The sequence below is a fragment of the Haladaptatus salinisoli genome, from assembly GCF_020614375.1.
GTDB lineage: Archaea > Halobacteriota > Halobacteria > Halobacteriales > Haladaptataceae > Haladaptatus > Haladaptatus salinisoli.
The window spans coordinates 60,102-82,344 of sequence record NZ_CP085330.1 but is presented as its reverse complement, the minus strand read 5'-3'; the positions used below and the strand labels follow the sequence as shown (position 1 = coordinate 82,344).

23 protein-coding genes are annotated in these 22,243 nt (G+C 66.0%); 11 read left to right on the top strand and 12 right to left on the bottom strand.

Features of this window, described 5'->3' with window-relative positions:
* Positions 1-52: 52 nt before the first annotated feature.
* The 3 genes from LIX00_RS20880 (at position 53) to LIX00_RS20870 (ending at position 2,515) form a co-directional block, all read left to right on the top strand.
* Positions 53-421, top strand: a complete 369-nt coding sequence (locus tag LIX00_RS20880; protein WP_227356969.1) for a DUF192 domain-containing protein — start codon at positions 53-55, stop codon at positions 419-421.
* A 213-nt stretch (positions 422-634) separates the two neighbouring features.
* Complete coding sequence (locus LIX00_RS20875) at positions 635-1,993, top strand: serine hydrolase domain-containing protein (protein WP_227356968.1); 1,359 nt, start codon at positions 635-637, stop codon at positions 1,991-1,993.
* Positions 1,994-2,062: 69 nt separating this feature from the next.
* On the top strand, positions 2,063-2,515 hold the full coding sequence (locus tag LIX00_RS20870; protein WP_227356967.1) for an SRPBCC domain-containing protein: 453 nt from the start codon (positions 2,063-2,065) through the stop codon (positions 2,513-2,515).
* 14 nt (positions 2,516-2,529) lie between these two features.
* Here LIX00_RS20870 and LIX00_RS20865 read toward each other — a convergent pair whose 3' ends face one another.
* Both LIX00_RS20865 and LIX00_RS20860 read right to left on the bottom strand, forming a co-directional pair.
* The gene (locus LIX00_RS20865; protein ID WP_227356966.1) at positions 2,530-2,946 is read right to left on the bottom strand and encodes a hypothetical protein; all 417 of its coding nucleotides are present in this window, start codon (positions 2,944-2,946) and stop codon (positions 2,530-2,532) included.
* 266 nt (positions 2,947-3,212) lie between these two features.
* The gene (locus tag LIX00_RS20860) at positions 3,213-3,935 is read right to left on the bottom strand and encodes a winged helix-turn-helix transcriptional regulator (protein ID WP_227356965.1); all 723 of its coding nucleotides are present in this window, start codon (positions 3,933-3,935) and stop codon (positions 3,213-3,215) included.
* A 317-nt stretch (positions 3,936-4,252) separates the two neighbouring features.
* Between LIX00_RS20860 and LIX00_RS20855 the strand changes: the two genes are divergently transcribed.
* A complete protein-coding gene (locus tag LIX00_RS20855; RefSeq protein WP_227356964.1) occupies positions 4,253-5,950 on the top strand; it encodes a helicase HerA domain-containing protein in 1,698 nt (565 codons plus the stop codon).
* Here the strand turns inward: LIX00_RS20855 and LIX00_RS20850 are convergent.
* The 4 genes from LIX00_RS20850 to LIX00_RS20835 form a co-directional block, all read right to left on the bottom strand.
* Complete coding sequence (locus tag LIX00_RS20850; protein WP_227356963.1) at positions 5,947-6,111, bottom strand: hypothetical protein; 165 nt, start codon at positions 6,109-6,111, stop codon at positions 5,947-5,949. The two genes, LIX00_RS20855 and LIX00_RS20850, sit on opposite strands and share 4 nt — an antisense overlap.
* A gap of 38 nt (positions 6,112-6,149) precedes the next feature.
* Positions 6,150-6,359, bottom strand: a complete 210-nt coding sequence (locus LIX00_RS20845; RefSeq protein ID WP_227356962.1) for a hypothetical protein — start codon at positions 6,357-6,359, stop codon at positions 6,150-6,152.
* 18 nt (positions 6,360-6,377) lie between these two features.
* Entirely contained in the window at positions 6,378-7,007 is a 630-nt protein-coding gene (locus tag LIX00_RS20840) for a hypothetical protein (protein WP_227356961.1), read from the bottom strand.
* A 183-nt stretch (positions 7,008-7,190) separates the two neighbouring features.
* Positions 7,191-8,972 carry an asparagine synthase-related protein gene (locus tag LIX00_RS20835; protein WP_227356960.1) on the bottom strand — a complete coding sequence of 594 codons (1,782 nt, stop codon included), beginning with the start codon at positions 8,970-8,972 and terminating at the stop codon, positions 7,191-7,193.
* A gap of 305 nt (positions 8,973-9,277) precedes the next feature.
* Between LIX00_RS20835 and LIX00_RS20830 the strand changes: the two genes are divergently transcribed.
* Entirely contained in the window at positions 9,278-10,600 is a 1,323-nt protein-coding gene (locus tag LIX00_RS20830) for a M28 family peptidase (protein WP_227356959.1), read from the top strand.
* A gap of 55 nt (positions 10,601-10,655) precedes the next feature.
* Positions 10,656-10,829: a hypothetical protein gene (locus LIX00_RS20825; protein WP_227356958.1), complete on the top strand. Its 174-nt coding sequence runs from the start codon at positions 10,656-10,658 to the stop codon at positions 10,827-10,829.
* 32 nt (positions 10,830-10,861) lie between these two features.
* Here LIX00_RS20825 and LIX00_RS20820 read toward each other — a convergent pair whose 3' ends face one another.
* The gene (locus tag LIX00_RS20820) at positions 10,862-11,389 is read right to left on the bottom strand and encodes a DUF6789 family protein (RefSeq protein WP_227356957.1); all 528 of its coding nucleotides are present in this window, start codon (positions 11,387-11,389) and stop codon (positions 10,862-10,864) included.
* 90 nt (positions 11,390-11,479) lie between these two features.
* Here LIX00_RS20820 and coxB point away from each other — a divergent pair, with 90 nt between their 5' ends.
* From coxB to LIX00_RS20805, 3 genes are read left to right on the top strand one after another with little or no spacing between them, the layout of a single operon-like run.
* The gene (gene coxB, locus LIX00_RS20815) at positions 11,480-12,232 is read left to right on the top strand and encodes a cytochrome c oxidase subunit II (RefSeq protein ID WP_227356956.1); all 753 of its coding nucleotides are present in this window, start codon (positions 11,480-11,482) and stop codon (positions 12,230-12,232) included.
* On the top strand, positions 12,229-14,667 hold the full coding sequence (locus tag LIX00_RS20810) for a cbb3-type cytochrome c oxidase subunit I (protein ID WP_227356955.1): 2,439 nt from the start codon (positions 12,229-12,231) through the stop codon (positions 14,665-14,667). Before coxB ends, LIX00_RS20810 begins: the two co-directional genes overlap by 4 nt.
* Before the next feature lie 2 nt (positions 14,668-14,669).
* Entirely contained in the window at positions 14,670-14,930 is a 261-nt protein-coding gene (locus LIX00_RS20805; protein WP_227356954.1) for a cytochrome C oxidase subunit IV family protein, read from the top strand.
* On the opposite strand, the gene LIX00_RS20800 is transcribed toward LIX00_RS20805, so the two are convergent.
* The 4 genes from LIX00_RS20800 to LIX00_RS20785 all read right to left on the bottom strand — a co-directional run bounded on the left by LIX00_RS20800 (position 14,927) and on the right by LIX00_RS20785 (position 19,217).
* Complete coding sequence (locus tag LIX00_RS20800; protein ID WP_227356953.1) at positions 14,927-15,364, bottom strand: hypothetical protein; 438 nt, start codon at positions 15,362-15,364, stop codon at positions 14,927-14,929. The genes LIX00_RS20805 and LIX00_RS20800 overlap by 4 nt on opposite strands.
* Before the next feature lie 74 nt (positions 15,365-15,438).
* Positions 15,439-16,170 (bottom strand): sporulation protein, encoded by a 732-nt coding sequence (locus LIX00_RS20795; protein ID WP_227356952.1) that lies wholly within the window; start codon positions 16,168-16,170, stop codon positions 15,439-15,441.
* A 57-nt stretch (positions 16,171-16,227) separates the two neighbouring features.
* Positions 16,228-18,339, bottom strand: coding sequence for a pentapeptide repeat-containing protein (locus LIX00_RS20790; protein WP_227356951.1), 2,112 nt, complete (start codon positions 18,337-18,339; stop codon positions 16,228-16,230).
* 125 nt (positions 18,340-18,464) lie between these two features.
* Complete coding sequence (locus LIX00_RS20785) at positions 18,465-19,217, bottom strand: NAD-dependent deacylase (protein ID WP_227356950.1); 753 nt, start codon at positions 19,215-19,217, stop codon at positions 18,465-18,467.
* Positions 19,218-19,387: 170 nt separating this feature from the next.
* Between LIX00_RS20785 and LIX00_RS20780 the strand changes: the two genes are divergently transcribed.
* Together LIX00_RS20780 and LIX00_RS20775 are read left to right on the top strand one after the other, a co-directional pair.
* A complete protein-coding gene (locus tag LIX00_RS20780; RefSeq protein ID WP_227356949.1) occupies positions 19,388-19,789 on the top strand; it encodes a universal stress protein in 402 nt (133 codons plus the stop codon).
* A 131-nt stretch (positions 19,790-19,920) separates the two neighbouring features.
* Positions 19,921-21,654 carry a cbb3-type cytochrome c oxidase subunit I gene (locus LIX00_RS20775; protein ID WP_227356948.1) on the top strand — a complete coding sequence of 578 codons (1,734 nt, stop codon included), beginning with the start codon at positions 19,921-19,923 and terminating at the stop codon, positions 21,652-21,654.
* Here the strand turns inward: LIX00_RS20775 and LIX00_RS20770 are convergent, their stop codons facing one another.
* Positions 21,655-22,131: a DUF6789 family protein gene (locus LIX00_RS20770; RefSeq protein WP_227356947.1), complete on the bottom strand. Its 477-nt coding sequence runs from the start codon at positions 22,129-22,131 to the stop codon at positions 21,655-21,657.
* Positions 22,132-22,243 lie beyond the last annotated feature (112 nt).

The following is a 22,243-nucleotide window of genomic DNA, read 5'->3' as shown; positions in this document are numbered from 1 at the left end:
GTCGAGGGCGTCGACCCGAACGTACGAGTGGTCGGGGAACGAACCGCCGACGATGCGCGTCGTCCATCGACGGAACGAAACCGAACGCACGCTCGTCCCGCGGGTCGAATCGGTCGACACGCTCCGGTCGCGGGTGGCGGGACTCGTTCGACTGGCGCGACGCGACGAACACGCGCTCCTGTTTTCGTTCGAGTCGGAGGGCGAGCGACGCGCTTCGACGCTGTTGACGCCGCTCTCGCTCGACGTCGTCTGGACGACGGAGGGGCGAGTGACGCGCGTCGCCCGACTGGACGCCTGGAGAGGGTTCGAGCGGGGGAGGGGTGACCGCGTCTTCGAGTTTCGGGCGGGCGTGGCGGGCGGCGTCGAACCGGGCGACGAACTCGCGGTTCGTCAGCCCCAGTCGTCCCGTTCGATGGTGTAACCGCCGCACTCGGGACAGACCTGATACCGTACCCTGAACGTAGCACCGCATCCCATGCACTCGTAGGGAGTCTCCCGTTCCGAGGACACTCCGAGTCGTCGCAGCAGTCCCATGCCCCGCGCTTCGAACGAGAGGACCAAATAACTCACCAGAGTGGAGTGAAAGTGAAATCCCCGGTTGGATTTATCGTCCGACGGTTCGAACCGCCCGTCCATGGACAGTTCGAAGCTTTCGGAAGCGGACGAGCGGGCGCTGGAGTCGCTCCTCCTCGAGTGGCAGACCGACTATCGCGTACCGGGCGTCAGCGTCGCGGTCGTGCGCGGCGACGAGGTCGTCTTCGCCGACGGGTACGGGTCGCGCGACCTGGCGTCGAACGAACCGGCGACGCCGGACACGCTGTACGGGGTCGCGTCCGTCACGAAGTCGTTCGTCGCGCTGGCTATCATGCGATTGCAGGAGTCCGGCGACCTCAGCGTGACCGACCCCGTCGCCGACCACCTCCCGGTCGACGTGAACGGCGCGACGATACGCGACCTGCTGACCCACTCCTCGGGGATGCCCTCGCTCGGCGTCAGCGAGGCGCTCATCTCGCGGCGGGCGGGGTTGGAGGAGGTCGGGATTCCGATGGCCGACCGGGGCGATTTCCACTACCACGTCCGGAACGCGGCGGACGAAGTCGCCGCGGACCCCGGCGAGCGGTTCTTCTACTCGAACAGCGGCTACATGCTCCTCGGCGAAATCGTCGAAGCGCGCTCGGGGCGGTCGTTCGACGAGTACGCCGCGGACGAGATACTCGAACCGCTCGAGATGGCGCGCTCGACGTTCGACGCCGACGAGTTCGAATCGGAAGACGACGCGATGACGCCCTACGTGCTGGACGACGGGACGCCCGAACCCACCCCGCTGCCCGTCCGAGAACTCAGCCACGCGCCGGGCGGACTGCTGAGTTCGGTGCGCGAGTTGACGAACTACCTTCGCTTCCAGATGCGCGGCGAGTTCGAGGGCGCGAGCCCCGTCTCGCGGGATTCGCTCGACGCGATGCACGCGGGACGCGTCGACACCGACGCCGGCCCGTACGGCTACGGTTGGCGGCGACGGGAGCTCCGCGACCGAACCGTCGTCGGCCACAGCGGTTCGCTCGGGGTCTCCTCGTCCTACGTCGGCTTCCTCGCGGACGGCGAGTACGGGGTCGCGCTCGCCGCGAACACCGCGCCGGACCACGGACTCTCGGCGCTCGGCGAGGGCGTGTTGGCGCTCCTGCTCGGCGGGGACCCCGAGGAGCCGACGCCCTTCTTCGCCCGCCGGAAGCGCCTCGACCGACTGACCGGCGAGTACGAGGCCTACCGCGGCGTCAAGCGGGCGACCGTCTCCCGCGACGGCGAGGTGCTCCGACTCGCGTTCGAGGGGCCGCACGCGGGGTCGGGGGTGACGCTGATTCCCGCGACGGAGACCATCGAGAACGGCGAGTTCCACGCGCTCCTGCCCTCCGGCGAGCGACGAACCGTCACCTTCGAGGAGAGCGATTCCGGCGTGAACTGCTTCTACGAACGCTGGCGACTGCACCGCGCGTAGCGGGCCGGTATCGCTTCGAGTATCGCCGCGGCCGGCGGCTTCATCGGGCGGGCTCCCGAACGGGAAGAGGTGAGGGAGATTCTGGTCGAGACGGAGGTCGACGCGCCGCCGCGAACCGTCTGGGAGGTGCTCGCCGACCTCCGGGCGTACCGGGAGTGGAATCCGCACGTCACGGACGCGAGGGGCGACCTCCGCGAGGGGGCGACCGTCGAGATTCGGGTTCGGTCGGGGCTGTCGCGGAGCCGGACGATTCCCGTCACCGTCACCGAGGTGACGCCGGAGCGACGGCTCGAGTGGGTCGGACGGGTGCTCTCCTCGCGGCTATTCGAAGGACAACACGCGTTCGAACTGGAACCGCTCGGCGAAGACCGAACCCGGTTCGTCAACCGCGAGCGCCTCTCGGGGCTGCTCGTCCCCGTCGTCGTCCCCGACGACGCGCGACGGGGGTACGAGGCGATGAACCGGGCGCTCTCGGAGCGCGCGGAGCGCCGCTTCGAGGCCGAAGCCGACTCGGAGCCGTGACCGAAATCGGCCGATTAACAGTCGGAGATGCCGGCCTTCCAGACCGAGAGGTCGCCCGACTTCGTGATGCGAACCTCGCCGGCGAGACAATCGCCCCCGTCAACGGGGGTCAAAAGCGCGTCTTCCCACTCCTCGTCGTCCGCGAGCTTCATCCGCAGTTCGTACGCGGCGGGTTCGCGGTCGACACCGTCCGCGACGACCGCGAGCGAATCGTCGCCGGTTCCCGCCTGTTCGACGGACGGCGTCTTTCTCACCATCGTCTCGCCGTCGCGGATCACTTCAACGTCGACCGCGTGCGGTTCGTCGTCGAGGTTCCGGACGACGACGGACTTCAAGTTCACCTCCGGTTTCGATTCGGCGAAGACGTTGCAACCCGAGAGACCCCCGAGCGAGCCGCAGAGCGCGCCCGCGAGGATGCGTCGGCGATACATGATGATGGTCGATCAGTCTCCTGGGCGACTATTTTCGTCTGTCGGTCGACCCGTCGGCAGAAAATCGACGCGACGGAATCGTTCGGGAGGGCCGAAGCGTTGGTGGTCTCCGCGTTCGACGCGCGGCGTGCGAACCACGGGAACGGTGTTCGTTCGCCGCGGCGTGTCGAACGTAACGGTCCTCGGGGAGGGTCCCGACGTCGCTCCCCGTTCGTTCGATACACCGGACGGAAAAAAGGAGATTCTGACCAGTTCCTCGAAACCGCTCAGTCGGCGTCGATAGCGTCGCGCACGCGGTCGGGAAGCGTCGTGACCACGGCGTTACCCGCGCGCTCTCGCTCCACGAGTCCGTCGTCCGCGAGGCGTTCCAAGTGGTAGGAGACGGTGCCCGGGGTTCGGTCGAGCGCGACGGCGAGTTCCGAGACGCTCGCCGGTCCGTCTCGGGCGACGGTTTCGAGCAGCGCGGCCGTCGAATCGTCGGATAGCGACGCGGCTAGTTCGGGATCGTCGTCATCGGCGGGATACGCGCGGCGCTTCCCGCGAACCCTCGCCGTCTCGACCAGTCGCTCTTCTTCGAGGATTCGAACGTGATACCGGACCGTCGAGCGGGGTATCGCGGTCCGGTCGCTGAGCGCCGACAGCGAGAGACCGGGGTCGTCGATGATGGCGTCGTGTACCGCCGACCGCGTCACGTTGTCGAGCGGATTCGAACCGTCGTACCGACTGTAGCTTCGGACGCCGGTCGAACTCGAGGACGCGTCCATTTCGGCGTACTCCAGCGACTCCACCAGCGACCCGGGATAGGAAAGCCGCATTCGAGCATCGTCCGGGACGTCGATGGTTCTGGGTTCGGTGCTCGCACCGTCTACCGGCGTCGCCTGTCGTGCGGGCGCGTTCGCGCTGGCGGGGTGCACGAACGCGAGGGGCACGGTAGCGACGACGAGGAAGACGAAGAACGCCGCGACGACTCGCTGGGAATGTCGGTGCATGGTACGTTTTCCTTTCGAGGTTTTCTGAGACGCATGGTGGGCACCCGACGGTTATCGCTCTTATGGTGCGGTTCACCTCGTCGGAGACGAATCGAAGCCGGAGAGCGTCGGAGGCGTCCTCTCCCCGGCCCTGATCGCTCGGTTTCGCGCCAACTGTCGGGATCCGGAGGACTAATTCGAGGCGACACCGTCCCCCGGCGAATCGGAGGTCAGTTCTTCGGCCCGGCGGAGAACCTCGCGTCGGCATTCGCGTTCGGCAGGGACCCACGAGGATGCAAAAGTTGAAGGAACATCTGTCGATAGCAGTATGCAAGAAAATGGACAACGAACAAAAGCTATCGGTCGGCCACTTCGTCTCCGACGAATCCGAGGTTCGGATTCCGGTGGTCGAAATCCTGACGGGGCGCGGGTTCGTCACCGGAAAATCGGGGTCGGGCAAGTCGAACACCGCGTCCGTCATCGTGGAGCAGCTTTTAGACGCGGGCTACCCGGTCGCCATCATCGACGCGGACGGCGAGTACTACGGTCTGAAAGAGGAGTTCGAACTCCTGCACGTCGGCGCGGACGAGGAGTGCGACATTCAGGTCGGGGCCGAACACGCCGAGAAGGTGGCGTCGCTCGCGCTCGAACAGAACGTCCCGGTCATCGTGGACGTGTCGGGCTATCTGGACGACGACGAGGCCGACGAACTCATCCGCGAGACGGCGCGCCACCTGTTCGCCAAGGAGAAGAAGCTGAAGAAGCCCTTCCTGCTGGTGGTCGAGGAGTGCCACGAGTACATCCCGGAAGGCGGCGGGATGGGCGAGACCGGGAAGATGCTCATCAAGGTCGGTAAGCGCGGGCGGAAACACGGACTGGGCGTCATGGGCATCAGTCAGCGCCCCGCCGACGTGAAGAAGGACTTCATCACGCAGGCGAACTGGCTGGTCTGGCATCGCCTCACGTGGGAGAACGACACGAAGGTCGTCAGCCGCATCGTCGGCGACGAGTACGGCGAGGCCGTGCCCGACCTGAACGCGGGCGAGGGGTTCGTCCAGACGGACTGGACTGACGGCGGAATCCGTCGGGTGCAATTCGACCGCAAGCGAACCTTCGACGCGGGCGCGACGCCGGGACTGGACGACTTCGAGCGCCCGGAACTCAAGTCGGTGAGCGACGCGCTGATGGGCGACTTGGAGGAGATAACGGAGCTACAGGAACAGGAGCACGACCGGGTCGCCCAACTCGAGAGCCAATTGGAGCGCAAGCAGGAGCGAATCGCGGAACTGGAGAACGAACTCCAGACGGCGCGCGACGTGTCCGCCGCCGCGCGGAAGATGGCGAACGCGCTCGCGCACGGCGACGTGGGCGGGCCGGAGGACTTCGAACGGCGACTCCGCGAGAAGAACGAACGAATCCGCGAACTCGAAAGCCGGGTGTCGGAACTGGCGAACGACCAGACCGATTTGGCCTCGTTCGAAGCGAGCGGGGAGGAGGGCGGCGACGAGACGGAGGAAACGGTCGAACCCGAGGACCGACGCGACGCCGAGGAGTCTGCGGACGGGGAGGCGGCGGACTCGGAGGGCGAAACGGAACGCGAAGACGTACTCGAAGCGGAGGACCCCGTCGAGGCCTACCAGCGGCGACTCCGACGGCGAGGGTACGAACTCGGAAACGCCGTCTCCGGGGAGCCGATACCCGAATCGGCGTCGCTCGCGGAGCTGGCGAACGCCGGGCCGGTCGTGGTTCGAATCGCCGCCGCGCGCCGGGAGTCCCTCTGCAACGAGGACCACACGTGGGACATCATCGCCGCCCTCGCGTCGAACGGCCCGATGACGGTCCACGACATCGCGGACGAGGTGACGGCGTCCGTCGAGCAGATTCAAAGCCTCCTCTCGGAGCTCAAAAAGCGGTCGTTCGTCGCGCGCGACGAGGCGCGGCGGTACGCGCTCGACCGGGAGGGGATGATTTCGGTCGTCACCGACCCCGACGAGCGGGCGCAACACAGCGAACTGCACGCCCAGTGGCGGGACTAACGCCACTCCTCGTCGATTCCGGCGTCGCTCTCCGCGTCCGATAACCCCCGCGGCGTCCACTCGTCGGAGGCGAGACACCGGTAGACGAGGACGCCGCCGACCGACAGCAGCGCGACCGTAACGAGGAGTTGGACGAGAAGAAACGCGTCGAGGGACGCCATGGCTAGCGCTTGGTGCCGCATCGGCCTCGGTCTTTCGGTTACTCGTCCGCTTCGTCGGGAGCGCGAAGGAACTGCGCCACGCCGGCGATCATCAGTCCGGCACCGAGCGTCATGGCGACCAGATCGACGTTCGCTCCGTCGCCGAGTTCCGAGTACGCGAGAAATGCCAGCCAGCAGATTCCCAGTATCGGAAGGACGAGCGCTACCCGGCGATTTACGATGGTTTCGTTCGTCGTTTCGTCGTTCACTTGTCGAACCACTCCGAATCAGTCTGTATCGCCTTTGTCTCCCCCACGGTTATAAGCGTTCGTCAGACGGGACGAAGGAAGTAAAAATTTACACTCGATAGCCGAAAAAGCATCGGGTGAGGAAATCACGGAGCGTCGAGAGTTAAAAAAAAGTTCGTTCGGACAGCCCGCCGTCGCGGTTCGTTCCGACAGTCGCGTCGACACGCGGACGGTAGCGACGGCGGTGGACGCGCGGTTACAGTCGAACCGCGAACGCGGAACGCGAACCGACGTTTCGCGCTCCCCTTCGACCTCGACGGCGAGGACGTACGTCGCCGGCACCCGCGGTTCGATGGCGAAAATCGCGTCGGCGGCGTACCGAGTCCCGTCGGTGAACAGCGACTCCGCCGACCCGCCGAGGAGCGATTTCGAACGTCGGGTCAGTTCGAGCGCGATGGTTCGCGCCGACCCGTCGTTCCAGACCCACAACTGGCGCGGTTGGGGGTCGGCGGAGCGTTCGCGACCGACCGTCACGACGGCGAACGGGGTCGCTTCGCTCTCGACCAGCGGTGTCGGCGCACTCGACGAAAAGTCGTCAGGGGGTTCGCGCCGAGTCACGGGGGCGGAGCGAGCGACGCACCCCGCGAGCGACAGCGGCCGCCGACGCACCGAGGAAAGCGCGTCTGGTGGGGGGCATCGGCGGGGACGACGACCACCCCCGAACAAGTGCTTTCTGTTCGGCGGCGAATCGGTTGGCCTCGCTCACGAGGTCCGCCGCGCCGGGACGGTGAATCGGTCCTCGACGAGCCGTCCTTCTGACGCCGAAACACCGCCTCGGGTCCCTCCGCGCGTCTATCGGACGGGAACGCGCTGACCGGTGGAGGTGCGGAGCGCGTCGAGGTGTTTCTGCGCCCAGAGTTCGATCGTCGTGACGGCCGAAATCGGCTGGAGGTTGTCGGCGCGTCCGGCCAAGTGGTCGCGCTGGAGGTCGCGCACCGCGTTCGAATCGAAGCGGTCGCGCTCGCAGGCGTCGTCCAGCAGGTCGTCGAGGAACGACCGCATGGTCCGGTCGTTTCGATACCACTGACCCATCCGGCAGGTGTTCGACCCGACGATGCGCTTTTTCACGTTGTCCGCGACGAACCCCGCCGCGTGGAGGGCGAGCGGCGAGGTCGGCGGCCGTTTCGTCCGATTGTACGGAACCTTCGCCGCGGGGCCGGTGACCCGCCGGGCCACTTCGAGTTTGAGGGGGGCGACGGCGGACGGAATCTTGCCGCGCGTGCCGGGAATCGAGCCGATGCGGTACCGCTGGTAGGGCATTCGAGCGACGTGGTCCATGAACTCGCCGTCGGCGAAGGGGACGCGGGTTCCGGCTTGGCTCCGGTAGAGGCGGTTCGACCGGAAGTGCGAGTCCGCGAAAATCTCCCAGAGCGCGTCCAGCGTTCGGTGTTCTCGCCGGGGTTGCGCGCTCCGTTCGACCACGCGGGCCAGCGACTGCTTCGGCATCGCGTCGGAACCGAGGAGGGACTGCACGTCATCGGGGGATAGCTGGGCCTTCTGCGCGATCAGCGCGTCGACGGGCTGTTTGCTCGTCAGGTGCGAGCGGTACATCACGTCGCCGAAAAACTCGCCCTGACTGCTGCCTTCGAGCAGCACGTCGACCTGCCCGGACACGTCGTTCAGCGCCGCAGGGAGGTTGACGAAGAACGACCACTGCAGCATCCCGTCCAGGATGTCCACGCCGCGGTCGATGGCGGTCACGAACTCCTCGGCGGAGTACTCGCAGAACTGGTTCGGCAGATCGAGCGATTCGGCGACGCGCTTCGCGCCGGTTCGGTCCTCCTGCGTCGCCGAGTTGTCGTAGGTGAACGTCCGGACGGAGCCGAGTTCCTCCTTCAGGGCGGCGGCGAGCGTCCTGCTGTCGAGACCGCCGGAGAGCCACACCCCTGCCCGGCCGTCGATGGTGTCGGCGACGTTGGAGACGACCCGCCGGTAGCGCCGAACCGCCTCGTCGACGTACCCCTCCTGCGGGGCGATGCCGAAGTCGGGTTCCCAGTAGCGACGCGTCTCGACGTTGCCGTCCGCGAATCGAAGGTAGGACGCGGGACGAAGCGAGTGAATGTCGTTCACGAGGGTCTTTCGACCGAAGACGTAGCCCATGAACAGCACGTCGCTCATCGCCCGCTCGTCCAGCCGCGGGTCGGGGAGTTGGGTGACGAGGGATTTGAGTTCGCTTCCGAACAGGAAGCCGTGAACGGTCGAGTAGTAACAGGGCCGCGTCCCGAGTTTGTCGCACGCGACGACGGTGGACGTTCGGTCGGCGGCCGCGAGGAGGAACGGCCCGCTGAGTTTCGGAAGGATTCGGTCGGGGTCGTCGAGCACTCGTTCGAAGATTTCGGCGGTCGAAAGTCCCAGTTCGGCGCGGTTCGACACCACGCCGTGGAGCACGCCGACCGTTCCGTCGTCGCGCCACGTCGTCCAGCCGTTTCGGTCTCTCTCTCCGTGGTGGACGAGGCCGATTCGGCACTCTCCCGCCGACAGTTCGGCGGTTTCGTACCACGGCTCGTCGTCCATCGCGTCGAACATCTCGCCGAGCGCTCGACTGTTGACAGTACCACCGGTTACGCCGGGCATAGCTCAGACGTTCACGACCGCCTATATTGTTATGTGACGCCTTCGGCGAACTTAGGCGGCGTTTTCCGCGCGTAGTACGGGGAGGAAAACCGATTTGGGGACGCCTACTCCGGTCGAAGCGGGGCTAGCTCTCGGCGACCGCCCGTCCGTTCGCGCGCGGCGAGACGCGCGTTTCGAGCGCGAGGAAACCCGCGAAAATCATCGAACACGTGCCACGACACGCGAGCCGTCTCGAAAAAGCATCGATTGGCCGTAAGGCGTGCCGGGTTCCGGAGTTTCTTGGTGGCTCGACGGGAGGGGAGGGCATGTCACGAATACCCGAATCGGTCGTCGGGGACGCCTACACGAGTGCGGAGTCGTGGAAGACGCTCGAATCGCTCGTCGCGGTTCGAAACCGGATGGCGGGACAGGAGGGCGAAGCCGAGGGCGCGAGGGTCGTCGCGGACGCCTTCGAACGTGCGGGCGCGCGCGAAGTCGAGATAAACGAGTTCGAGATTCCCGGCTGGTGGCGCGGCTCGTCGTCGCTCGCCGTCGGCGGCGAGACGCTCGAAGCGACCCACGAGGTCATCGCGCTCCCAGGGACGCCGAGCGGGGAGGTGACCGGCGAACTCGTTGACGTGGGCTACGGCCTCCCGGAGGACTTCGAGCAGCGCGACCTCGACGGGAAGATAGCGATGGCGTCCAGCGAGACGCCCGAGAGTCGCGACCGCTGGATTCACCGGATGGAGAAGTACGCCGGGGCGGCGGACGCCGGGGCGGTCGGCTTCGTCTTCCGCAACCACGTCGAGGGCTGCCTCCCGCCGACCGGCGAAGTCGGCTACCACAACCGTCCGGGGCCGATTCCGGCGGTCGGCGTCTCGGCGGAAGTCGGCGCTCGCCTGCGCCGGGAGTCCGAAGGCGAGTCGGCGACCCTCTCGGTCGACTGTCGGAACGAACCCGCGAACTCGCGGAACGTCGAGGCGGTCGTCGGCCCGGACACCGACGAGGAGGTGCTGGTCACCGCCCACGTGGACGCCCACGACGTCAGCGAGGGGGCGAACGACAACGGGGCGGGAAGCGCGCTCGTCGCCGAAATCGGGCGGCTGCTCGGGCGAGTCGAACTCGATACGCGCGTCCGTCTCGTCACCTTCGGGTCGGAGGAGATCGGGTTGTACGGAGCGTACCACTGGGCCGAAACGCACGACCTCGATTCGGTGAGATGCGTCGTCAACATCGACGGGGCGGGGAACTCCAGCAACCTCGGCGTCGGCACGAACGGGTTCGAGGAACTCGGCGAGGCGTTCGCCGAGGTGACCGACGACCTGCGCGTTCCGCTCTCGACGCACGAGGGAATCAGCCCGCACGGCGACCAGTGGGCGTTCGTACAGGAGGGCGTTCCGGCGGTCATGGCCTACTCCCGCTCGGAGGGAAGCGGACGCGGGTGGGGCCACACGCACGCCGACACGCTGGACAAACTCGATATTCGCGACCTGCGCGAGTTGGCCGTCCTGCTGACGAACGTCGTGGTCGCGCTCGCGGAGGACGGGCGCGATATTCCGCACAAATCGCGCGAGGAGATCAGGGACGAAATCGACGAGGGGTACGTCGAGGAGCTGAAAATCGGGGGACGGTGGCCGTACGAGGAGTGACCGAACGCCGTCGTTCGCCGTGATTTCTTTGAGTCGTCGTCCACTAGCGACGCGTATGACGAACTCGGTGAGTCTCACAGACGACGAAATCGGACAACTCGTATCGATACTTTCCGAGTACCAGATGCGAACGGGGGAGGACATAGAAGAGCTCGTCGAGAAGTTCAAGGAGCACCAGCGGAATCCGGAGTCCGTGTACTCCACCTCGCTGGAACCGCCGGACCGCTAGCGGGCGAGTCAGTCGGGGGGCGCGGGGACGACTCAGACCAAGGTCGTCGGCCGCTTCGAGAGGTAGTCGAACACGGCTCCGAGCGCGAAGCCGTAGGCGAAGTGGCCGAGCAGCGTGAGCAGGAGATAGAGCACGAGCGACGTTCCGACGTACCCCTCGTAGAACGCCAGCGAGAAGCCCGTCCAGAGGACGAATCCGTACGGCACGCCCTTCGTGGCGTACTTCTCGCCCGGTAGATAGGAGCCGATGGAGGCGAACAGGAGCGGCCACGTCACCATCCCGCCCGCGAGGAAGATGAGGTAGCCGACCGCCGCCGGATTGCCGGGCAGGAGGACGTCCGTGCCGGTGAGTTCGGCCAGCGTGGTGAACGAGTTGAGGTCGAACGCGCCGATGGTCGCCGCGACCAGGAGCACCGCCGTCATGGCCGCCGTGCCGACCAACCCGCCGACGGCACCGATGAGTCCGTCCACGACGATACCGGTGAGGGTATCGAAGTCCGGTTCCGCGGCCTCCTCACCGACGTCGACGTCCACGACGGTTTGTGTGTCATTATCAGCCATGGCAATTTCTACCACGTGAGGGGGCAAAAACGTTCCCGACCAGTTTTTCCGAAACCGCTAAGTAAATGGAAAATCATTAAGGATAAAGAGATGGTGGGGTACGTCCGTCTTCTACCCCTGCACGGAAAGGGAAGCGGTCTCATCCCGCGCGGAACGCGGGCAGAGGTGTTCCAGCAGATTTTCGGCGTCTTCCTCCTCCTCGGCGTTCTCGTGGGCGCAGTCGTCATCGGCTACGCGTGCTACGCCGCGTACAAGTACCGAGACGGCAACGGGTCGCACGAGTTCGCGCCGCCCGCACTCGGCGAACTTCCGAGCGAGAGCGAGGGCGGACGAAAACTGATCTACTCCTTCTCGCTGTCCGCCATCATCGTCGTCTCGCTCGTCCTCTGGACGTACGGGACGCTCCTCTACGTCGAGGACGACTCGACGGCGACGCGGGAGAACGCGCTGGAGGTGAAAGTCGTCGGCTCCCAGTTCAGTTGGACGTTCGTCTACCCGAACGGGCACGAGAGCGATACGCTCCGGGTTCCGCGCGACCGGCCGGTGAAACTCACCGTCACCTCGAGCGACGTGTTCCACACGTTCGGCGTCCCCGAGCTACGGGTGAAGACCGACGCGATTCCGGGGCAACGGACCGACACGTGGTTCGTCGGGGACGAGACGGGAACCCACGAGGCGCGCTGTTTCGAACTCTGCGGGGCGGCCCACTCCTACATGACGGCGGAAGTCGTCGTGATGGAACCGGACGAGTACCGAGCGTGGTACGCGACCACGAACAATTCGACGACCGACGGTAACGCGAACAGCACCGCGCCCGCCGCGAACGCGAACCCGATACCATGACAGACGACCACGACGCGTTCCCGCCGACGAGTTCCGTTCGACGATGGCTCGTCACGACGAACCACAAGGACGTGGGAATCCTGTACACCATCACCGCCCTGTTCTTCCTCGTCTTCGGCGGCGCGCTGGCGCTCCTGATGCGCCTCCAGTTGTGGACGCCGGGCGCTGGCATCCTCTCGTCGCTGTCGTACAATCAGGCCGTCTCGACGCACGGTCTCATCATGATATTCTGGTTCCTCTCGCCGTTCGCGTTCGGGTTCGCGAACTACGTCGTTCCCCTCCAACTCGGCGCGAGAGACCTCGCGTTTCCGCGACTCAACGCGCTGTCGTACTGGCTCTACCTCTTCTCCGGGCTCCTCCTCGGCGTCTCGTTCTTCCAAGGCGGAAGTCTGGCGGGGGGCTGGACGATGTACGCCCCGCTCAACCTCCCCGTCTACACGCCGGACGTCGGGGCCTCGACGGCGGTGCTCGCGCTGATCCTGTTCGTCGCCTCTGTCACCGTCTCGTCGGTCAACTTCCTGACGACGATGCACCGAATGCGCGCCGAGGGGATGACGCTCTGGAAGATGCCCCTGTTCTCGTGGACGATTCTGCTCACCGTCTGGATGATGCTCTTCGCGTTCGCCGCGCTGCTGGCGGCGCTGCTCATCCTGGCCTCCGACCGCCTCGTCGGGACGACCTACTTCGCGGCGGACGCCGGCGGGTCGATACTCTGGGCGCACCTGTTCTGGTTCTTCGGCCACCCCGAGGTGTACATCGTCTTCTTCCCGGCGCTCGGCGTGATGGCCGAGACGTTCCAGACGTTCACCGGGCGTCGACTGGTCGGGCGCAAGTGGTTCATCCTGGCGATGATTCTCGTGGCGCTCCAGAGTTTCACGGTCTGGATGCACCACATGTTTCTGACGAGCATCAACCTCCAGATAAAGACGCTGTTCATGGCGACGACCATCGGTATCTCGCTTCCCTTCGATCTGATGGTGTTCGCGCTCGTCTACACGATGATAAAGGGGCGAGTGCGATTTACCACGCCCTTCCTCTTCTCGTTCGGCGCGCTGTTGCTGTTCATCGTCGGCGGCATCACGGGCGTCTTCCTCGGTGCGGTCGTCCTGGACTACGAGTTCCGGGGAACCTACTGGGTGGTCGCGCACTTCCACTACGTGATGGTCGGCGGGGTAACCGCGCTCGTCGGCGGGTTGTACTACTGGTTCCCGAAGATGTCCGGGCGGATGTACGACGAGTTCCTCGGGAAGGTTCACTTCGCGCTGTACTTCGTCGGGTTCAACCTCCTCTACTTCCCCATGTTCGTCGCGTGGGAGACGCCGCGCCGCGACTTCGTCTACGACGCCGCCTTCGTCCCGTGGCACCGCCTCGCCACCGTGGGCGCGTTCGTCCTCGGCGTCTCGTTCCTCGTGATGTTCTACAACCTCTCGAAGAGCCTCGTCGCCGGCGATACCGCGGACGACAACCCGTGGGCGTACTCGACCACGACGGAGTGGGCGATTCCCTCGCCGCCGCCGCTCGAAAACTTCCCGGGCGTTCCGAGTTTCTCCGGCGGGTCGCTCCGGTTCGAACCGAGCGCGACGGACGGCGGTACCGAAAGCGCGGCCGTCCGAACCTCGTCGGAAGTCCGAGAGGACGGGGGGACGGCGGGCGTCGGTCACGCCGAAGACCACGCGAGCGTCTGGCCGTTCGTCGTCGGCGTTGCCGCGTTCGTCGCGTTCTTCGGCCTGTCCGGCTTCGAACGGGGCCGACTCGCCGGCGGACTGGCGGGCACCGCCTACCTCGTCGCGCTCGCCGGCGGATTCGCGCTCGGGACGTTCGCGCTGGTCTCGATGGCCCGCGAGCGGTTCCGCGTCGCGGAGGGGCCGTTCGGCGAGAGTTGGCCCTTCGACGGCGTGGAGAACACGAAACTCGGCATGTGGATTTTCCTCGCCTCGGACGTGGTGCTGTTCGGCGCGTTCATCGGGTCGTACGTCTTCATCCGCGTGGCTCACGGGTGGGTCGAGTGGCATCCGGTTCCGCACGACCCGCTCCCCGGACTCGTCAACACCTACCTCCTGCTCACGAGTAGCTTCAGCGTCGTGCTGGCGCTCGTGGCGGCGGAGCGGGGGAGCAGGCGGGGGCTCGTGGCGAGCCTCCTCGTCACCTTCCTGCTCGGCGTCGGCTTCCTCGCGAACAAGGCGCTCGAATGGCAGGAACTGTTCCACGAGGGGTTGACGCTCTCCGCGAACGTCCGAACGTCCACGTTCTATCTGACGACCGGACTGCACGCGGCGCACGTCGTCGTCGGCCTGTTCATCGTGCTGTATCTCCTCGCGCGGGCGCGGCGCGGGGCGTACCTGGACGACGAGCGGCCGGTCGAGTACTTCGGGCTGTACTGGCACTTCGTGGACATCGTCTGGCTGTTCCTCTTCCCGCTGTTCTACATCCTGTGACCATGACCAAGACGAAACTGTACGCGGCGATATACGTGATCCTGTTCGTGATGGCGACGGCGCAGGTGCTCGTCGAACTCGCGAACGTGGCGTACTGGACCGGCTTCGCGGCCATCGTCGCGCTGTCGTTCGTGAAAGCGCTGTTCGTCGCGGGGTACTACCAGCACCTCAGGTACGAACCGCGGTCCGTCGCGCTCGTCGTGCTCGGAGGGCTGCTCGCCGCGCTCGCGCTGACGCTCGCGGCGTCCTACTCCATCCTCTAAGCCGTCACGAGCGTGAAGATCACGGCCAGAACGAACAGCGCGCCGCCGACCCAGAGGGCCGCGAGGGTCGCCTGCGCACCGTTCAGTCCGCGATAGCGCGACGACTGGTACGTCCCCCAGAGGACGTAGCCGCCGCCGAGCACGACCGCCGAGGCGACGACCGCAAGCCACGCCGCCCGTCGCACCGACGCCGGAACCGACGCGCCGCTGACGAAGAGGACGGCTCCCGCGCCGGCCACGAGGGAGAACAGGACGAACCCGAGCGCCCAGACGGTCGGGTTCGACGCGACTCCTCGGAGAACCGCGACGCTATCGCGCTCTTGCCGCTCCAACGGGTACCGCTTCCAGTTTCGCCCGCGCATGAGCCCCACCGCGAGCGCGACCAGCACGGAGCCCATCACGAGGGCGCTCGCGACGTAACCGGACGACGCCATATGTAACGTTCTATAATTACGTTTCGAACGGCATAAACGTTCGTCCGACGAGGGATTCGAGAACCGATTCCGGCTCAGACGAACCGTTCGATAACGTCGTCTACCGTCTCGGCGATCGCGTTTTCGTCCGTCGTCTCGATTTCGAACCGGGAGCACCGCTCGTCCGACCGCGCCCAGTCGGTGACCGGGTCGCCTCGCCGGTCGACTTCCGCGAGCACCTGCAGGCCGTCGGTCGGGGAACAGACGAGTTCGAGTTCGTCCAGTCCCGCGTACCCCCCGGCGACCGGGCGGTACTCGAACTGCTGAACGAACCCGTGCGGCGGGTCGAACGGCGTGTACTCGGCGGTGATGGTCTCGGCCGAACGGCGCTCGAAACCGAGGTCGGTCAGCGCCGCGTGGAGCGCCGCGAGGTGCGGCCCGGGTTCGACCCGCAACTCGTCCTCGTCGCTCGGGTCGAGCGCCCAGTCGATGTCCAGCCCCGTTTCGACCCAGACGTCGGTGTCGCCCAGCGTGACGGGGGTCTCCGGCGGAATTTCGACGGTCACCGGAATCGTCCGGTGCGCGCCGGCTTCGACGGTGAACTCGTCGGTCAACTGAAACTCGCTGACGACGGCGTTCGAACTCCCCTCGTTCTGTCGGTAGCGAGTCACCAGCGCGAAGTAGACGCCGTCGACCCGCTGCTCCGAGGAACCGCCCTCGATTTCGACGGTCGCGTCGATGGATTCGCCCGCGACGACGGTCGTGGTGGGAAAGACGGTGTCGACCGTCGCCGACCCGACTCCGATGCTCGAAAGAACGTTTTTCATCGTCCGGCTACCGGTTCGAGAAACGAGGATTTATACCTTCGTCCGAGCGTCGGACGGTCAGAGCTCCGAGCGCTTCACGAGCGCGTAGAGGAACAACCCGCCGAGGATGACGCTCAGGTACACTTCGAGACCGGCGAGCAGCCGCGCCAGCGCACCGGTCGGCCCGATGCCGCCGTAGCCGATGGTGAGGTAGGTGATGTAGCTGAAGTGGAGGTTCTTGTACGCGATGGATTGGCCCTCGGGCGTCGCCAGTTGGGAGAGCGAATCGAGTTGGCCGGCGTCGGTCAGGAACGGCGACCCGCCGAACGCGTACAGAAGCGCGGGAAAGAGCGGCGCGACGAAGAACACCACCATGATTCGGGTGAGCCGCATCCCGTGCCCGCACGAGACGTCGAGGAAGTAGTTCTCGGCGGCGCGACTCAGATTGCGGAACCGCGACCCGACGTCGGCGCTCGCGTCCCGCACGATGGCGACGTGTTTCCGGCGGGCGTACTGCTGTCGTTTGATGCGGAACTCGCCGGCGGCCTTCACGTAACCGCCCGCCGACGCGGCGTTCTTCGCCTTGAGATACGTCGTTTCGACGGTTTCGGGCGTCATCGCCGCGGCGTACTCGTACTCCGCGGCGTTCTCGTCGAACGTGTGGAGTCGCCAGTCGTTGCGGTCGAGGTACTCGGTGTACGCCGAGAAGTCGAACTCGTAGCCGTCGAACTCGCTGAACTCCGTCTTGCAGAATCGGAAGTAGTCCAGCAGTTTCCGGTGGCCCCGGTCGTGGCCCGCGTCGAGCGTCACGTCGCCGAGGCTGGCGAGCGTGAAATCGTAGCGAACCCACTCGTCCGCGGGTTGTTCGACGACGCCGGATTTGATTTTGGCGTCGGTGAAGTCGACGTAGGTATCGTCGTCGATGGCCTCCGCGAGGAAGTCGATTCGGTCGTCGAACGTCGCGCCGAAGAAATCGACGACGCCGCCGAACCGGGTGCGCAGGAAGTTCGCCGACGTGAACTTCGCGTTGTCGAAGTCCGCGTCGTCGGCGAACCAGACGTCCGCGAACGTCGCGTTGTCCTCCAAGTGGTTCGCGTCCCCCTCGAACTCCGCGCCGCGGAAGACGGCGGGCGCGCGGAACTCCGACTCCGAAAAGTCGGCGTCGCCGGCGAATCGCGCCTCGTCGAAGTCGGCCTCTCGGGCGAACTCGACCCGACGGAAATCGACGTCCGCGTCGAACCACGCCTCCTCGAAGACGGCGGTGCCGTCGAACCGCGCGTCGTCGAAGTTCGCGTCGCGGAAGTGCGTGTCGCGGAAGTCCGCGTCGTCGCGGAACGCGACGCCGACGAAGCGGGCGTCGTCCTGCAGCGAGCGCGCGCCGCCTTCGAACTCCGCGCCGCGGAAGACGGCGAGTCCGCGGAACTCGCTTCCCTCGAACGTCGCGTCCTGTCCGAAGTCCACCTCGTCGAAGTCGGCTTCCCGTTCGAACGCGACCTCCGAGAAGTCTGCGTCGCCGTCGAACCGGACCTCCTGGAATCGCGCCGGACCCGCGAATCTCGCGCCCGCGAACGTTGAGAACTCGAACGAGGACTGGAGAAACGTCGCTTCCGCCTCGAACCGCGCGCCGGCGAACGACGCGTGGTCCTCGAGCGCGTTGGACTTCCCGTGGAACTCCGCGCCGCGGAACGACGCCGTCGATTCGAACGTCGCGTCGGCGAAGCTCGCGTCGTCCTCGAAGCGCGTCTCGTCCGCGATAACCGGGGCCGAAAACGTCGCGCCGGTGAAATCCGCGTCGCGGTCGAAGCGCGCCTCGAACGTCGCCACTTCGTCCGTGAACGTCGTCCCCGCGAACGTCGCGTCGTACTCGAATCGTGCGCCTTCGAGGTCGAGACCGTCGACGGTACAGCCTTCGAACGAGACGGGCACCTTCACGTCGGCGTGCTCGGCGCGGACCCCCTCGAACGCGCAGTTTCGGAAGACGACCGGATGTTTGTTCGCCCCCTCGATGTCCGCGTAGTCGAGGTCGAGTTCGGGGAACGCCACGTCGGTGAAGACCTTCTCCTCGCGGCTACCGCGTTCTATCACGTCGAGGAGCGCCGCCTGCACGTCCTCGGACGAGTGTCCGCGACGCTCTCGCTCCTCCGGAGAGCGGTCGAGAACGGCTTTTCGTCGCTTCGTCGCGTCCGGCATACTACCCCTCATCCGGTAATCTGCCAAAAATGTTGGGTAAGTGACCGTCGAGCGGAGGGCCGACGAAGAGCGCGAGCGGCGGACCGAGCGGTAGGAGCCGAAAACGAGCCGAACCGCGCAGACGCTCACGCGTCTCCGACGCGCTCCGCGAGTTTCGGAAGCACCTCGGTCACGTCGCCGCGCACGTCGAAGTCGGCCATCGGGCTCACGGGCGTCTCGTCGAGGTTGACGACCGCCAGCACCGCGCCGGAGCGGGCGGCGATTCTCGGCAACGACGCCGCGGGTTCGACGCTGAGCGACGAACCGACGGCGAGGAACGCGTCGGCTCGCTTCGCGAGTTCGCGGGCGCGTCGGATGTCGCGTTCGTCCAGTCGCTCGCCGAACAACACCACGTCGGGCTTGAAGACGCCGCCGCAGTCCTCGCAGCGCGGCGGGCGCTCTCCCGATTCGACGCGCTTCCGCACGGAAGCGGCGTCGACCCGGCGACCGCAGTCCTCGCAGACGACCCGGTGGGCGTTGCCGTGCAGTTCGATCAGTTCCGCCGGCGTCGTCCCGTCGTGCAGGCCGTCGGTGTTCTGCGTGAGAATCGCGTGCAGGTGGCCGGCCTCCGCGAGTTCGGCGAGCGCGTCGTGGGCGGGGTTCGGTTCGATATCGCCGCCGAACATCGTCTCGTGGAGTTCGACGCGGTCGGCCCAGAATCCCGCCGGGTCCGTCCGGAATCGGCGGTAGTGGAAATCCTCGGGGTCGAATCGGTTCCAGACGCCCGAATCGCTCCGGAAGTCGGGGACCCCCGACGCGGTGCTCGTTCCGGCCCCGGTCAGCGCGACGACCGTGTCGGCCTCGCGGACGGACTCCGCGAGTCGTGCGACAGCGCCCATGCGAGACGGTGCGCGTCGGAGACGTAGTAATCCTACGGAACGAGGAGCGACCGCCGAACGAGGGTGAACGCACCGCTCGCGCGGAGGCACCCGCGAGTCCTGTAGCGAGCGAGGAATGTGCCACGTCCTCTCCCGTCCGGTTTATACCCCCGCCAGTTCTTGTCACGCGTATGGCCCACATCGTCGCCGGAACCGACGCCGCGGAGACGAGCGAGCGAATCTGCGACTACCTTCGGTCGCGACTCGGCGAGGACGACACCGTGTACGTGGTGAACTCGCTTCACGGCGGGAACGACGAGGAGCAGGTCGAGAACGGGCGGGCGGCGCTCGGGGTGTTCGAGGACCGACTCGCCGAGACGTGCACCGTCGAGACGGAGCAGAACACCGACGCGACCGACCCGGCGCACGACCTGCTCACGCTCGCGGACGACCTCGACGCCGACGAAATCGTCATCGGCCTCAGCCAGAAGCGGAGCCCCGCCCAGAAGGTGTTGTTCGGGAGCATCACCCAGTCGGTGCTCCTGCAGACGAGCCATCCGGTGGTCGGAGTGCCCATCGAGAAGTCCATCTGAAACCCGAGCGCGTTTTCAGATACTGAGAATGGCCCCGAGGGTTAAGGGACGCCCCTTCCAACTCGGCAGTACGAACCGTATCGCGTTAAACCATCGCCAGCACTCGACGATAACTCGTTCCACACGCCACAATGAACCGCTTCGGTCAGGCCGCCGCCGGTGCGCTGCTCGGACTCGCGCTGGTGGCGGTCGCACTCTGGATCGCTCGCTCGTTAGACTTGGAAACCACGCCCGACGCCAAAGCCGACGGAGGATACGTCACCGGCTTCGAAACCGGATACGGCAAACCGACCGGACTCGTCAGATGGATCACGACGGTCGACCACAAGGACATCGGCGCGCTCTACCTGCTCCTCGGCTCGGTCGCGTTCTTCTGGGGCGGGATGGACGCGATGATGATACGGACGGAGCTCTTTACCTCCAGCGTCGACGTTTGGGACGCGGAGACGTACAACGGCCTGTTCACGATGCACGGCGTCACGATGCTCTTTTTCTTCGCCACGCCCGTGCTGTTCGGCTTCGCCAACTACTTCCTCCCGCTGCTCCTCGACGCCGACGACATGGCGTTCCCGCGGCTGAACGCCATCGGCTTCTGGCTCCTCCCTCCCGCGTTCCTGTTGGTTCGCTTCGGTCTCATCTCAGATATCGGCGGCCACATCATCGAACCGGTCCTGGGCGAGGCGGCCGCCCGCCCGTTCTTCCTGCTCAAACCGCCGGAGACGGGATGGACGATATACACCCCTCTCTCGGCCGAAAAGCCGAATCCGACCATCAATCTGATGCTCCTCGGCTTGCACCTCTCGGGCGTCAGCACCACCATCGGCGCGATCAACATCATCGCCACGACGTTCACGCAACGGGGAGACGGCGTCGAGTGGTCGGACCTCGACATCTTCTCGTGGACGCTCCTCACGCAGGCCGGTCTCATCCTGTTCGCGTTCCCGCTGCTGGGCAGCGCGCTCATCATGCTCCTGCTCGACCGGAACTTCGGCACCTCGTTCTTCGCGTTGGAGGGCGGCGGGCCGATTCTGTGGCAGCACCTCTTCTGGTTCTTCGGCCACCCCGAGGTGTACATCCTCGTCCTCCCGCCGATGGGCCTCGTCAGCCTCATCCTGCCCAAGTTCGCGAGCAGGGAACTGTTCGGGTTCAAGTTCGTCGTCTACTCGACGCTCGCCATCGGCGTCCTCTCGTTCGGCGTCTGGGCCCACCACATGTTCACGACCGGCCTCGACCCGCGCCTGCGAGTGAGCTTCATGGCGGTGTCGCTCGCCATCGCGGTGCCGAGCGCGGTGAAGGTGTTCAACTGGATATCGACGATGTGGAACGGGCGAGTTCGCCTCGAAGCTCCCATGCTGTTCTGCGTCGGCGGGATAGCGACGTTCATCATCGGCGGCGTGACGGGAGTCTTTCTGGCGTCGATTCCCGTCGACCTCATCTACCACGACACCTACTACGTCGTCGGCCACTTCCACCTCATCATCATGGGGCTGATTCCGTTCGGCATGTTCGCGGCCGTCTACTACTGGTACCCGCTTTTCACCGGGCGGATGTTCAACGAGACGCTCGCGAAGGTTCACTTCTGGCTCAGCTTCATCGGCGTGAACGTCGCCTTCAACACCCTCATCGTGCTCGGGATGCTCGGCCTGCCGCGGCGGTACGCGAGGTACGCCGAGCGGTTCGAACCGCTCCAGCAGGTCGCGACCGTCGGCGCGGTTCTCATCGCGCTCGGGACGCTCGCCTGGGTGTGGAACATGCTCCAGTCCTACCGGAAGGGACCGGTCATCACGGACGCGGACGTGTGGAACCTGAAGGAGGACGGCTTCTTCACCCGCGAGTGGCAGTGGTTGGAGGAGCGGATGGAGTAATCACCGCGTGAATCGGCCGTACAACACGCCCAGCGAGTAGCCGTACGCGAGGTGGGCGATGAGGGAGAAGACGAGGTAGAGCACGAGGAACGGCCCGGCGAGGTGGAGCCCCGCCGACCCGAGAACGAGGAACGCGACCCAGAGCACCAACGCGAACAGGATTCCGCGGATGCCGATGTCGTCGCCCCCCGGTAACGAGGTCATACGCCCCTCGACGGCCGCGAACAGGAGCGGCCAGACGACGATACCGAAGAGGACGAAGGCGATGAATCCGAGGTACAACCGGTTGGGCATCCCGACGAACCCCGCGACCGCGGCGGGAACGCCGAGTTCGAAGCGCGCCTCCGCCTCCGCGACGACGAGGATGAACATCATCAGCCCGGTGCTCAGCACGCCCGCTTTGAACGTCTGCAGCGCTTGGTACACGGCGGGCGGAAGACCGGATTCACCGTCGAACCGAGAGACTTCCTGCGACATAGTAGCACGAATGAGGGGGAACGATTTATGTACTGCGGTGCGAAGCGCGAAAATCTCGGCGTTTCCGGCGAGGACGGAACCCCCGACCGGCGTTCGCGGCGAAAAAAACGAG